The sequence below is a fragment of the Rhodococcus sp. HNM0563 genome (assembly GCF_012726195.1).
Taxonomy (GTDB): Bacteria; Actinomycetota; Actinomycetes; order Mycobacteriales; family Mycobacteriaceae; genus Rhodococcus.
Genome location: NZ_JAASAF010000010.1, coordinates 98,293 through 110,418 on the forward strand (window position 1 = coordinate 98,293; position 12,126 = coordinate 110,418).

General features: G+C 65.6%; 13 protein-coding genes and 2 pseudogenes. 8 read left to right on the forward strand and 7 right to left on the reverse strand.

Features of this window, described 5'->3' with window-relative positions:
• Window positions 1-11: 11 nt before the first annotated feature.
• Window positions 12-737, reverse strand: a complete 726-nt coding sequence (locus tag HCA61_RS21345; protein WP_169690201.1) for a TetR/AcrR family transcriptional regulator C-terminal domain-containing protein — start codon at window positions 735-737, stop codon at window positions 12-14.
• A 100-nt stretch (window positions 738-837) separates the two neighbouring features.
• Between HCA61_RS21345 and HCA61_RS21350 the strand changes: the two genes are divergently transcribed.
• From HCA61_RS21350 to HCA61_RS21365, 4 genes and pseudogenes are all read left to right on the forward strand, one after another.
• Entirely contained in the window at window positions 838-1,215 is a 378-nt protein-coding gene (locus HCA61_RS21350) for a VOC family protein (RefSeq protein ID WP_169690294.1), read from the forward strand.
• 235 nt (window positions 1,216-1,450) lie between these two features.
• The gene (locus HCA61_RS21355; RefSeq protein ID WP_169690202.1) at window positions 1,451-1,780 is read left to right on the forward strand and encodes a metalloregulator ArsR/SmtB family transcription factor; all 330 of its coding nucleotides are present in this window, start codon (window positions 1,451-1,453) and stop codon (window positions 1,778-1,780) included.
• Between the two features lie 17 nt (window positions 1,781-1,797).
• Window positions 1,798-2,494, forward strand: a pseudogene (locus HCA61_RS21360) (cation transporter).
• 27 nt (window positions 2,495-2,521) lie between these two features.
• Window positions 2,522-2,866, forward strand: coding sequence for a DUF3703 domain-containing protein (locus HCA61_RS21365; protein WP_169690203.1), 345 nt, complete (start codon window positions 2,522-2,524; stop codon window positions 2,864-2,866).
• 109 nt (window positions 2,867-2,975) lie between these two features.
• On the opposite strand, the gene HCA61_RS21370 is transcribed toward HCA61_RS21365, so the two are convergent.
• From HCA61_RS21370 to HCA61_RS21380, 3 genes are all read right to left on the reverse strand, one after another.
• Window positions 2,976-3,545 carry a zeta toxin family protein gene (locus tag HCA61_RS21370; protein WP_169690204.1) on the reverse strand — a complete coding sequence of 190 codons (570 nt, stop codon included), beginning with the start codon at window positions 3,543-3,545 and terminating at the stop codon, window positions 2,976-2,978.
• A complete protein-coding gene (locus tag HCA61_RS21375) occupies window positions 3,542-3,928 on the reverse strand; it encodes a hypothetical protein (protein ID WP_169690205.1) in 387 nt (128 codons plus the stop codon). Before HCA61_RS21375 ends, HCA61_RS21370 begins: the two co-directional genes overlap by 4 nt.
• A gap of 112 nt (window positions 3,929-4,040) precedes the next feature.
• A complete protein-coding gene (locus HCA61_RS21380; protein WP_169690206.1) occupies window positions 4,041-4,394 on the reverse strand; it encodes a VOC family protein in 354 nt (117 codons plus the stop codon).
• A gap of 178 nt (window positions 4,395-4,572) precedes the next feature.
• On the opposite strand from HCA61_RS21380, the gene HCA61_RS21385 reads away from it, so the two are divergent.
• Together HCA61_RS21385 and HCA61_RS21390 are read left to right on the forward strand one after the other, a co-directional pair.
• Window positions 4,573-5,646 (forward strand): methyltransferase domain-containing protein, encoded by a 1,074-nt coding sequence (locus tag HCA61_RS21385; protein ID WP_206040416.1) that lies wholly within the window; start codon window positions 4,573-4,575, stop codon window positions 5,644-5,646.
• 1,391 nt (window positions 5,647-7,037) lie between these two features.
• A complete protein-coding gene (locus HCA61_RS21390) occupies window positions 7,038-7,286 on the forward strand; it encodes a hypothetical protein (RefSeq protein ID WP_206040417.1) in 249 nt (82 codons plus the stop codon).
• A 90-nt stretch (window positions 7,287-7,376) separates the two neighbouring features.
• Here the strand turns inward: HCA61_RS21390 and HCA61_RS21395 are convergent, their stop codons facing one another.
• Both HCA61_RS21395 and HCA61_RS21400 read right to left on the reverse strand, forming a co-directional pair.
• Window positions 7,377-8,126 (reverse strand): RES domain-containing protein, encoded by a 750-nt coding sequence (locus tag HCA61_RS21395; RefSeq protein WP_169690207.1) that lies wholly within the window; start codon window positions 8,124-8,126, stop codon window positions 7,377-7,379.
• Entirely contained in the window at window positions 8,123-8,515 is a 393-nt protein-coding gene (locus HCA61_RS21400) for a hypothetical protein (protein ID WP_169690208.1), read from the reverse strand. Before HCA61_RS21400 ends, HCA61_RS21395 begins: the two co-directional genes overlap by 4 nt.
• A gap of 1,791 nt (window positions 8,516-10,306) precedes the next feature.
• Between HCA61_RS21400 and soxR the strand changes: the two genes are divergently transcribed.
• Window positions 10,307-10,756 carry a redox-sensitive transcriptional activator SoxR gene (gene soxR, locus HCA61_RS21405; RefSeq protein ID WP_169690209.1) on the forward strand — a complete coding sequence of 150 codons (450 nt, stop codon included), beginning with the start codon at window positions 10,307-10,309 and terminating at the stop codon, window positions 10,754-10,756.
• 262 nt (window positions 10,757-11,018) lie between these two features.
• Window positions 11,019-11,210: pseudogene (locus HCA61_RS21410) on the forward strand (hypothetical protein); the annotation flags it as partial.
• Between the two features lie 78 nt (window positions 11,211-11,288).
• On the opposite strand, the gene HCA61_RS21415 reads toward HCA61_RS21410, so the two are convergent.
• A complete protein-coding gene (locus HCA61_RS21415; protein WP_169690210.1) occupies window positions 11,289-12,053 on the reverse strand; it encodes an SDR family NAD(P)-dependent oxidoreductase in 765 nt (254 codons plus the stop codon).
• Window positions 12,054-12,126 lie beyond the last annotated feature (73 nt).

Below are 12,126 nucleotides of genomic sequence, written 5' to 3' on the forward strand. Positions count from 1 at the left end.
CGGTGTAGCGGCTAGACCCGGTCGATGAGGGACTGCACGGCGTCGAGGACCCGGTCGAGCCCGAACTTCCATGCACTCTGTGGGCTGTAGGACGTGTTCATCGCCTCCCCGGCGACCGCGCCCACCCGTCGGGCCAGGGGGAATTCGTCGCCGAGGTATGCGTCGAGGCGCTGGTGCCAGGCCGACCATGCCGCGGCCATGTCGACGGTGTGGGGTGCGGGTCGGTGGGCGTGCGCGGCGGCACGGGTGAAGTCGGCGACGAAGGTCAAGGAGGCGTCGCGGTCGAGATCGGTCAGCCCGGTGTGATCGAACGCGTGCAGGTCGTGGTCGTAGGCGGCGATTGTTCCCGGTCCCAGCGACGTCCGGGGGTCGGTGATGTCGAGTAGCCACCCGTGCGCGGTGTAGAGCGCGAGGTCGGTCTCGGCGACCTGTCGGACCCGTGCGCGCCAGCGTTCGCTCGCGTACGGGCTCCGCGGCCGGCCTGCGCGGGCGGCGTCGGCCATGAGCACCAGCAGGTCGTCGCGGGATCCGACGTGGGTGTAGAGAGCCATCCCGGAGATGCCGAGGTCCGCGGCGAGTCGCCGCACTGTCACGGCGGGGAGGCCTTCGGCGTCGGCGAGGGTGATGGCGGACGACACCGCTTGTGCGGTAGTTACTTTCGATTGGGGTCCGCGGGTGCCGCCACGTGGCGCGTCGGGGTGATCACGCCACAGTAGGTCGATCAGGTCGCGGGCCATCGGGTCTCTCCTGGAAGTCGGGGTGCATCCTCCGCGATAACTCTATACACTGAATAATGTATACGTTGCATAAGGTTTATCCCACTCCCTGGAGGACACCATCCACATCACCGGAACAGCCCTGTCGCTCAACGTCGCCGACACCGCCGCCTCCGCCGACTTCGCGAAGGCACACTTCGGATTCACCGAGGCCATGTCCGACGACGGCTTCGTCTCCCTCACGCACCCGAGTGCGGGGCTGAACATCGTCTTCCTGCGCACCGGGTTGAGCACCTTCAAGCCCGCCTCCATCGCAGGACCCGCCGGTCGAGGCATGTTGATCGCGTTCGTCGTCGACGATCTCGACGCCGAATACGCCCGCATCGCCGCGGCGGGCGCCACGGTGATCACCGCGCCGGAAACTGAGCCGTGGGGGGAGCGTTACTGCCAGTTCGCCGATCCCAACGGCATCGTGTGGCAACTCGTGCAGTGGGTCTGACATGGCCTAGGTTATGGATCCAACGCATATTCATGCATGTCAAATATGCGTTGGATTCATGTCGTGTGGGGCCGTGGATTCAAAGCGCCATCGACGCCAAGGCCGGCACCTACGTCACCGACCTGGTGTCCGAAGGATTGTTCGAGGCCATCGACACGCTTTCCGCGCGTCCCCCCAGCCCGTTCGCAATAGTTCAGGATTCCATGAATACATCCGAATCTGTATTGTATGTGTTGTGGAGACCTTGTTGCACCGTGACGCGCTTGCCCGCTTCGGGCACGCGTTGTCGGATCCGACCCGCACCCAGATCCTGCTGAGCCTGCGCACCGGTCCGGCCTATCCCTCCGCTCTGGCAGAGGCGATCGGGGTGTCGCGCCAGATCCTGTCCAATCACCTGTCCTGCCTGCGTGGGTGTGGATTGGTCGTGGCCGTCCCGGAAGGTCGGCGCGTCCGTTACGAACTCGCCGACCGCCGTATCGGGCACGCTCTGGATGACCTGCTCGGCTTGGTGCTGGCGGTCGACCCGGCCTGCTGCCCGACCGCCGACACCGAAGAGTGCTGCTGATGTCCGCGCCATTGGAAATGCCGTCGCTGCACTCGGCCGTCACTCTGGCGGGCCCGTCGCCGGAACGCAAAGCGCTGCTGTCGCGGCGGATCCGCTGGTTCGTCGCCGCGACCATCACCTACAACGTCATCGAGGCGATCATTGCGCTGACCGAGGGCGCGCGGGTGTCCTCGGTCAGCGCTGATCGGGTTCGGCCTGGACTCGGTGATCGAGGTGTCCTCCGCGGCGGCGGTCGCGTGGCAGTTCGCCGGGCGTGATCCGGAGCGGCGGGAGAAGGTCGCGTTGCGGATCATCGCGTTCTCCTTCTTCGCCCTCGCCGCCTACGTCACCGTCGACTCGATTCGCGGTCTGCTCGGAGTCGAGGAAGCCCAGCATTCGCCGATCGGCATCACCTTGGCCGCGGTGAGTTTGGCAATAATGCCGGTGTTGTCATGGGTGCAGCGTCGCGCCGGACGTGAACTCGGCTCCGCCTCCGCGGTCGCCGATTCCAAGCAGACCTTGCTGTGCACCTACCTCTCGGCAGTGCTGCTGGTCGGGTTGCTGCTCAACAGCCTGTTCGGCTGGTCGTGGGCCGACCCGATCGCGGCCCTGGTCATCGCCGCGATCGCGGTCCGCGAAGGTATCAACGCCTGGCACGGGGATACCTGCTGTCCCTCACCGGCCACTTTCGGTGCCGACCGGTCCGACGCCCACGACTGTGACTGCTGCGACTGAACCCCCTTCGACCGAAAGGCTTCGGTAATGTCCCGAATTCCGGACCCGGCCCGCGCCCGCTACGACCACGAGATGCACGCGGGGAAAACCGCGACCGACCCCGCCCAGCGGTGGGCGCACCTCGAAGCCGCCCATATCCTGTCCCAACCGGATCCGTGGCTGCACACCCGTAACCACGTCGCCATGTTCGCCCTGGCGATGCGACAGCGCGAGCGCCGCGAAGCCCTCGGCCAAGTCGTGCGCATCATCGCGGCCGCACCCGCATCCCTGAGCGGCCGTTATCCCGAAGGCAACACCGGCCGCGCCGCAGTGGGCCTGCGCGAGCCCATGCCGGTACCCGCCGACCTCGCGGCCTTGATGCAACCGGCCTGACGAGGACTCCGCTGCAGACGAGCTCGACTGCACTGGGCGCCAAGGCCGGAGTTCGGCTGAGCCAACTCGATCAATGCAGCTCCCCTGCAAAATGCCTGTGCCAGCGCATTTACCCAAGTTCACTGAGCTGGTTCGGTGTCCACACCGGCCACCGGATCACACCGACCGGCACCCCCGACACGAACCTCGCGATCACCGCCGGGGTACCCGACGCCGTGTCGTACACCGTTGCCTGATCCGCGCGACCGATCGCGTCGACGATCAGCGGCCACAACCGCCGATACCGCGACCGGATCTTGTCCTCCGGCACCGAATGCCCACCCGATGCGACCCGATGTGCCACACGGCGCACCGATATGGCTTCCGGCACCAGCATCACATGCAGCACGACCGTGAACCCCGCGGCCTGCGCTCGGTCGATCAGCTCAAGCTTCGACGGGTGGGAGAACACCGTCTCGGCAATGAACGACCGCCGCTGCCCGAGCAGTCGATCGCGCGCCGCCGCCGCCAATTGCGCCGCCTCGTACGACATTTCCTCCGCCCGGTCAGGCCAGCGTTGCCGCGCGATCACATCCGCGTTGACGAACACACTGCGCGGCAGCAGGGGAGCGAGGGTCAATTCGACGAACGTCGACTTACCGGCCCCGTTCGGGCCGACGATCAGGTCCAGACGCCTCATTCAGCGTCGAGCACCCGCGTCGTGCCGTCGGGATGCTGCTCGACCAGCCGGCCCTCGGCGTCGAGCACGACGGTCGTGACGCCGCGCGCAGCGAGGACTCCGGTGTAGTCGGCGCCGGCAAGATCGTCGGCGATGCGGGCGTCGATCTCGGCGTTGAACAGCCGACCTTCGGCGGGGGTGAGCTCGGTGGTCGGGCGGGTGCCGGCGAGGGCGTCCTGTACGCGATGCAGCGATGCGGTTTCGTGGGCCGTCATGGCTCGGCCGATACGCGCCCAGTATTCGAGTTGCTGGCGGCCTGTGCGATTCTGTCGCCCGCCCTCGGCGATTGCGCTGTCGACGAGCTCGGCGTCGAAGCGGGTGACCTTGTCGGTATACGAGGGCATCACGACCTCCATGTGTAGCAGACTGCTACCCATCGTAGCGGAGTGCTACAACCCGCGCATCCTCCCGTGCTGCACATGGTGGCGAACCGGAAGGCTGCGGCGGGGGAGCAGGTCAGCGCTGGAGTGGGCTGTAGAACACCAATCCGTTGCCCTTGTTGTCGTACACCACGGCGCGGCGTTCGTGCGCGTCGTCGTACGGGTCCTTCACGATGCCCCCGCCGGCCTCTTCGATCGCCTTCGTGGCGGCATCCACGTCGTCGGTCTTGATGCCGACGACGACCTGACCGTGGATCGGATGGTCGACGTCGGTGGCGAGTGCGAGGGTGACGCCGCCGCCGTCGAGGGCCGCGAAATGCGTGCCGTCGCGAAACTTCAGGCCCATACCCAGGGTGTCGCTGTAGAACTTGATCGACTCGTCGAGATCGTCGGTGGACAGCACGATCATCTTCACTTCCTGACTCAACATTGCCTCCTCGAACGAAAGTTGCCTCAGCGTAGCCCGATCCGAGGCAGATCGGTCAGGGGCGATGGTCACCCATTGTCGGCGCCCTGCCGCGGTTCGTGCATCTCCGATGCGGCGGTGACGGTGGTGCACCCCATACGCCTAGAATGTGATGCACATCACAAGTTTTAGGAGGTGTGCAATGGCCACACCTGACATGGAGGAAATCGACCAAGGCAAGCTGGAGCAGACGCTCGGGCAGCTGGTTATCGACATGGGCGCCGCGCTGAACAGTGCATTGGTCCTGATTGGCCTCGACCTGGGGTTCTGGGAAGCGCTCGACGGCAACGGTCCGACGACGTCCGATGCGCTGGCAGAACGCACCGGCGTGCGTGAACGCTATGTGCGGGAATGGCTGTCGACGCAAGCCGCAAGTGGGTATCTCATGCACGATGCGAGCGCCGACACCTTCACGCTTGCACCGGAGCAGGCGATGGCATTCGCCCGCATCGACAGCCCGGTCTATCTGGCAGGTGGCTACCACCTGATCAGTGCGGTCTTCAAGGACAGAGAGAAGATCACCGAACGAATACGTCAGGGCGAAGGATTCGGCTGGCACGAACACGACACCGAGTTGTTCACCGGAACCGAGCAATTCTTCCGGCCGGGCTACCGTGCCAATCTGGTCGACGCGTGGCTACCCGCACTCGATGGCGTCGTCGACAAACTCACAGCAGGCGCGGAGGTGGCCGACATCGGATGCGGTCACGGTGTATCCACGACGCTCATCGCTCAGGCCTTTCCGAACTCGATGGTGCACGGCTTCGACTATCACGACGGATCGATCACTCGCGCACGAGAACTGGCTGCCGAACAGGGCGTCGAGAACGTGGATTTCGCTGTCGCATCGGCAGCGGATTACCCGGGTCGTGATTACGCCTTGGTGTGCTATTTCGACTGCCTACACGACATGGGAGACCCGGTCGGTGCACTGACACATGCGCGCAACACGCTCTCGGGCGACGGCTCCGTGATGCTCGTCGAGCCGTATGCGCACGACGATCTCGCCGAGAATCTCAATCCGGTCGGGCGGATGTACTACGCGGCCTCGACGGTGCTGTGCACGCCGTCGTCGCTCGCTCAACCTGTTGCACTCGGTCTCGGTGCACAGGCCGGCGAGGCGCGTCTCGCTGCCGTCGCAGCCGAAGCTGGATTCGGCAGCTTCCGGCGCGCGACGGAAACGCCGTTCAACTTGATTCTGGAGGCAAGGGTCTGAGTCCCATTACGTCACTGTGACGTTTATGGTTGTACGGTGGATTGCCAGGGGAGGGAGCACCGAGTGCGCTCAGCGCAGAAACGGAGACGGCGGCCCGAGGTGCGAATGTCGTCCAGTGGTGCCGTGCCCATGCATGTCCCATGGTCGCCGCGAGCGCTCCGATGGCGTGCACATGAACACGAATGCACTTACCGGAGGGTGTGTCGCCGACGGTCAGGTCACCAGTCGAAGCTGAGTTGGTCGTGACCGCCAGGACAAGCGGAAGAACACACGGCTATTAAAACGTCACAGTGACGTTTTAATGGGATTGGGTCGGTGCGCGAGGGGACGGGATATCGATCAAGGTCGATCGAAACCGAGGCGGACACGGGCAGTCGACGGGACGGCAAGTCGGATGTCCGGCGGCGCCGGCGATCGACCTTGCCCCGCCAGCAGCTGTTTCCGCTGAGATGTCGGCGAATCGCATGATGAGCGCCTGATGGATGCCGAAGTCGTCAGGCGGTGGCGTCGCCGATGTGATGTGCGATGCGCGTGTTGAAAGTCGATGTGCGGCGTGGCCGCCGAATGCGCGCATAACCCCAGGTCAATCGGTATGCCAAGTTTGCCGATAATCTACATTATGTCAAGTAGTCGAAATCTGGGCCTACCCGACCGCTGCTCGGGGTGGGTTCGGGGCCGCGGACGGCATGTGCCGCCCCGGGGCGACATCCCGGCCTTCTTCGGTGAGGGCCGGCCTCCGAACCTGCCGGAATGGACTCAGTGGCGTCGATGAACTCCGCGCTTCGCGTCGACCCGGTGGCCGGTTCGTCTCCGGCGTGTGGCCCGTCGGCGTGTGCGCCGGTCGCACGGCGTCACACTTCGACATCTCGGTCGCTGTGCATGCCGATACGTCGATTGCGCGTGTCGTCGAGCGTCGGTGCGCAGAATCGGTAGGCCCGCCCCCACTGCGCCGCCTATACCCCGCTCGAGTCGATCTTGATGGATAATCACCATTATCCATCAAATGCACTGTGTAACAAGGTTTCCGGAGACAATTCCGTTTCCGGGTCGGTGGCATCGCACGCGGCGATGACGACGGTGCACCGTGCGCGACTCGCGGCATGACCCCGTCACCTACCGTGCCCGATTTCGGCCGTTGCCCCACACCACCCGACAGGTGAACACAAGGGCTGCCTTGTCCGCCCGCCCGCCCGCCTGCCGTCCGAGTCCGTTCCACCACTCCCCTGCGTGCTCTCTGACTCAGGGCCATGACGGCGCCTGAGCATGGCCCTATGAAAATAGTGGGACGGACCTGACCTTGATCGCGATCATCGGTGTCGCCAGCATTGTCTCGGTCGCGGCCTTCTCGAAACGACTCGGACTGGCCGCTCCCCGGCGGAGCCGAACAGGATGTGGTCGAACTGGGTCGGAGCGACAGCTTGATCGGCAAGCGTGAGGCTCGCGGTACCACCCCCGACCCGGAACACGACACTCGGTGTGAAGAGTACGTCCGGCTGAGGCTGCTCACGATTGCGGCCGAGCGGGCTGCTCTCCTCGAGGCCCGGAGTCGAGGAACCTACAGTTCGAAGGCCCTCAACGCAGCACAGCGCCGTCTCGACATCGAAGAGACTCGACTGCAGGCGCTCGGTGAACATCTGTGAGCCACTCGGAGACGCGCTCGCGAGTGCGGGCACATCCGGTGTGGCGATGGGAATTGTCATATCGCCACCACGCGCAGCCGAGAGCCCGGCTCAGTCGTCATCCCAGACCAGGTTGTGCAGGCGCATCGCTTCGACCAGGTCGGGGTCGTGCTCTTCGACGGATCCGTAGTCCAGCACCATGACGTTCTTGCTGACCGGCCCGTCGCCGGGACGCTCGTACAGCGCCCAGAGCACCAGGCCGTCACCGTGCCGAGATTCGAACTGGATGCCGGCAACCGGTTCACCGTCCGGATCGGTGAGCGAGTTGATCCACTGGGAGATCGCCTGGGTGAGGTCACGCGGCCGGCCGTCACGGATCGCCGCGGTGTCGAGGTCGACGAGGCCGTGCCGGATCGCGTGGGGACGGAAGGTGGACCGCAGGGTGGCCACGGACTCGGCGTCGCCGGGCACGACGAACCATCCTGTGATCGAGCCGCTGCCGGTGACCCGGGCTGACATCCACGACCGTGGGACCCGGCCCGGAGCGATGGTGGGGAACTCGTCCTCGTCATCGTTGTCGACGATCTCGTCGAGTGCTGCGCTCAGTTCCTCGCTCTTGCGGGCGTAGGCGAGGACCTCGAGGTAGCAGGACAGGCGGGTCGCGCCGACGTACAGGGTTCGCCACACCCCGGCCGGGTCGTCCCAGCGTCCGGTGAAGCGGCCGTCGGTGGCGAACTCCCACGGTGTCCACTCCCACGAGGTCGGCGGGTAGCCGACACGGTAGGCGGCAGCTCCCTCGACGTGGGCGCAGCAGACATCGCCGCGCGCGGTCGGGATCAGAGTTCGGTCGGGTGCTTTCATCCGACCGCCGCGAACTGGCGCGCCGCTGCGAGGACCTTCGGGCCGACGTCGGGGAGATCACCCTCGCGGAGCAGCAGCGCCGGCGGCCGGTCGTCGAGGATCGGGTTCAAGCCCTGGAACCAGGTCTGCGCCACGGCCGGGGTGTCGCGTTCTGCGATCAGGCGGGCGGCACGGTAGGCGATGCGGAGGCGTTCGACGTCGGTCTCGTTGTTGATCGTGCGGGTGCCTTCGGCCCACTGGCGGACAGCCCGGGTTTCCTTCACCTTCCCGAGGTACGCGACCAGCTTGGCCCCGAGCAGGTCGCGCAGCGCTGTGACCAGCTCCGATTGGGTCATACGGGCGGCGTCGTTGTAGGCGGCGAGGTCGGGTCGTGGGTGTGCGGTTGTCATTGCAATCCACCTCCTAATCACATGGTAAATCACACACTCAATGCCGTCCACGTTCCCGACACCGCCGACAGGCCCGAACATCCCCGAGACGCATCCACCAGCGCCGGCCTCTGCCGCGGCTCGCCGGACAGAGGAGTCATCGGACCTGCCCCGCAAAGACCCACGCACTCTCCCCGCACCCGAAAGAGGTGGGAGCCGAGCCCGTCGCACGCGTCGGTCTCGCTCTCCGCGGCCACGTCCGGTGTCAGGCCGCCACGGCGCTCTGCACGGTCTCGCGGCGGGCGTCAGCCCACCACTGATCGAAACGCTCGTGCTCCTTCTCCTGCGCGAGGGCGGGGCGACAATGAAGAACTGCTCGACGGTCGGGAACACCGGGCCGCGGATCCGGACCGAGCGTGCGGCGTTGCCCAGATTCGTCGGGTCGGTCTTGCGGGACGGCAGGATGCGCCGAATCTCGTAGAGGGCGTGTTCGCCCGGTCGAGATCGGCGTCGAGTGCGTCGAGGACCGAGCCGAGTTGGCCGTGCTCGTGCACCAGGTCGATCAGCCGCTTGCCCGCGACGATGCCCTGGGTAGGGGTTCAGTGCGATCGCGATCCGCTCCATGAGCAGTGCGGATGCGCCGACGTGTGGTTCTGCACGGTACCGTTCCAGGGCAGCGATACTGCTGGAGCGATTCGAGAAGGTGAAAGGGCAGAATGTGCAGGCCGGGCGGTCAATTGTCGTTCCGATGACCGATTCGGTGTAGGCGTTGGCGGCGGCACGGTCCCAGCCCCATTCGATGAGGGGGCACTCCCCCGTTCGCAGGTCGGTGTTGTGCAGTGTGTCCTCCGCGGCGCGCCCGAGTTCGTTTTCCTCGAAACCGATCCGTGACGGTAGGGCTGACCACGGGTGATCCTCGCGATCACCGGGTCCAGTGCCGCTCCCTTCGTGCGAAGGGAGCAGGGCCTAGCGCCGGAGACCTGAGCGACAGTTCCTGCCTCGGTCAAATCGTCCCAAAGCGTGTATGCCCCTTCGAGATACAGGCGCGTCGGATTCCTGGTGTCGTCGAGAATGACGATGCCTCCGCCGTCGATCGTGGTGTGGCGTTGAGACCGGGCGACCTGGATGAACCTGACGTTCGCGGCAACACATGGGTCTCCATGGTTGTCCGCGTGGATTCCCACTCGCTGCCAGTGTGTGCGGTGATCAGGGCAAGTTCGTCGAGTTCGAAGTCGCGGCTGGTGGGGTCTTCCAACCAGCGCAACAGAATAGAAGTGGAGTCGGCACTCGCCGCAGCCGCAGACTCTCGCGTATGCGTTGGCGGATTCACCTGCGGGTGTGTTGGGTTGGCATCTGCAGTTGATGTATGACGATGCGATGGACGGGCGACGGCTCGATGACGAGTTCGTTCTGACCGATGTGGCGCTCTACTGGTTGACGACTACGGCTGGCTCGGCAATCGGTATGTATTTCGAGGATGCGCAGGCGGCGGATGAGGTGGGGCCCACGGAGGTGCCGATCGGCGTCGCGGGGTTTGCGGGCGATTTCACGGGGTGCGCAAGTTCGCCGAGCGGGATCACCGGAACATCGTGTCGTGGAATCTGTACGACGCGCCGGGTGGTCATTACGCGGCGCATCTGGAGACTGGGCTGCTCGCCGAGGACATTCGGGGCTTCTATCGTGGCCGTCGCTGAACGATCGGGCGGGCGGGTTGCGTCGGGGTGCCACCCGTTCGGTGCTGCGAGAGCGAGGTTTCGGTACTGTGCAGCACACCGGATCGGCACGTGCATTGCCCTACGTAGGAAGGCTCTGATGACTGCTGGAGTGTGGCTGACACCCGGGCAGTTGTCGGAGCGTTCTGGTGTCGCGGTGTCGACACTGCATTACTACGAGTCCCGAGGGCTGATCGACAGTCGTCGCACTTCCGGCAATCAGCGCCGCTATCGGCGCGACACGTTGCGTCGGGTGGCGTTCATCCGGATCGCGCAAGGGGTCGGTGTGTCCTTGGAAGACATCAAGAAGGCCCTCGATTCGCTTCCCGACAGTCGGGTCCCCACTGCGGAGGATTGGGCGCGTCTGTCGCTGATGTGGCACGACGAGTTGACCCGCCGGATCGAGGCGTTGACCGAGCTGCGTGACGATTTTTCGGGGTGCATCGGATGTGGATGCCTGAGTCTGAAGAGTTGTCCGTTGGCGAATCCCGGCGACGTCCTCGCGAAGGAGGGGCCGGGCCCTCGTCGGCTTCCGGTGCGGGGGGACTGAGCGGCGGGTCGGCTTTGCTGATCGCCACGGACGGCACCGTCATAGACACCATGGGGTGTCGGGCCTGCCAGGTGTACCGCGACGATGGGACCTCCGGTGGGCCGGCCGCGGCCCCTTCCTGCCATATTCGGTTCTTACCCCTGACGAGGACGCTAACAGCGAAAGGGTCCTCCCTGCGATCGCTGACCGGCACAGTTTCCTGCATCATCGGGAGATGACTTCACGAGGTGTTGTCCGACTCTGAAGGAAAGAAGACGGATGGGGAGCCATCGACTGTGTGCAGACTCCAGGTGGCTGCTGGGTGCATTTCAGTGAAGTCGAAATCGATGGATTCCGAGCGCTCGACCCTGGCCAAGAGGTCGACTTCGAGTGGCAGAAGACGAGCGGTCCGGTGGAGGGCTTCGCATTCATGGCCACGCAGGCACGCCCCGTCCAGGCCGAAAATGATCGGTGACCGGTAGCCCTGAATTCAGTTCGGGGAGCTGGATTCTGCCGACCACCAACGATCGCGGATCGTACTCTCGACCCGGCCCTACCGCGGCAACCGCCGCCACACCGCCCGCGGCAGCAAGCGCATCCCGAAGAACACCGGCCGCAACACCGCCGGCACCCACACCTCACCGCGACCACGCTGCAACGCCCGCACCGTCGCGCCCGCCACCTGAGGTGGGGTACTCGACAACGGTGCCGGGCTCATCCCCTCGGTCATCCGGCCGATCACGAACCCGGGCCGCACCACCAGCAGCGACACGCCGCTACCGTGCAGGGCGTCGGCCAGACCGGACGCAAACCCGTCCAATCCTGCTTTCGCCGATCCGTACACATAGTTCGCGCGGCGCACCCGCCACCCGGCGACCGACGAGAACACCACGATGCGTCCGCTGCAATGCGCACGCATCCGCTGCGCCAGCACCGTGAGCAACCCGACCTGGGCAACGAAGTCCGTGTGCACGACCGCGACCGCGTGCGCGGGATCGGTTTCGGCGCGGGACTGATCCCCGAGGATCCCGAAGGCCAGCACCGCAACGTCGATCGGGCCGTGCGTGGTGGTGATCGAATCGAGCACCGCTGCATGGGTTTCGAGGGCGTCGGCGTCGAACTCGACGGTGTGCACCGCCGCCGCTCCTGCCGCCAGCACCTGCGTAACCGGCCCGTCGAGGTGCTCGGCGCGGCGCGCCGCCAGCACGACGATGCGCCCCGGCGCCAGCCGTGCAGCGATCTCGGTGCCGATTTCGCTGCGTCCCCCGAAAATGACGATGGGGCCTGTCGCCGCGGAACCGGCTGTGGTGTTGCTCATGATTCCAGTGTGCCGCGCGTCTCCGTCGGAAAGGAGTCGGGGTCGTGTCGTAGGGTGCCGACGCATAGTTCGA

Coding starts and splice junctions, on each gene's coding strand:
- HCA61_RS21345 (WP_169690201.1), bottom strand. CDS start 737: ATGGCCCGCGACCTGATCGACCTACTGTGGCGTGATCACCCCGACGCG.
- HCA61_RS21365 (WP_169690203.1), top strand. CDS start 2,522: ATGTCCCGAATTCCGGACCCGGCCCGCGCCCGCTACGACCACGAGATG.
- HCA61_RS21370 (WP_169690204.1), bottom strand. CDS start 3,545: ATGAGGCGTCTGGACCTGATCGTCGGCCCGAACGGGGCCGGTAAGTCG.
- HCA61_RS21375 (WP_169690205.1), bottom strand. CDS start 3,928: ATGCCCTCGTATACCGACAAGGTCACCCGCTTCGACGCCGAGCTCGTC.
- HCA61_RS21380 (WP_169690206.1), bottom strand. CDS start 4,394: ATGTTGAGTCAGGAAGTGAAGATGATCGTGCTGTCCACCGACGATCTC.
- HCA61_RS21385 (WP_206040416.1), top strand. CDS start 4,573: ATGGCCACACCTGACATGGAGGAAATCGACCAAGGCAAGCTGGAGCAG.
- HCA61_RS21395 (WP_169690207.1), bottom strand. CDS start 8,126: ATGAAAGCACCCGACCGAACTCTGATCCCGACCGCGCGCGGCGATGTC.
- HCA61_RS21400 (WP_169690208.1), bottom strand. CDS start 8,515: ATGACAACCGCACACCCACGACCCGACCTCGCCGCCTACAACGACGCC.
- soxR (WP_169690209.1), top strand. CDS start 10,307: ATGACTGCTGGAGTGTGGCTGACACCCGGGCAGTTGTCGGAGCGTTCT.
- HCA61_RS21415 (WP_169690210.1), bottom strand. CDS start 12,053: ATGAGCAACACCACAGCCGGTTCCGCGGCGACAGGCCCCATCGTCATT.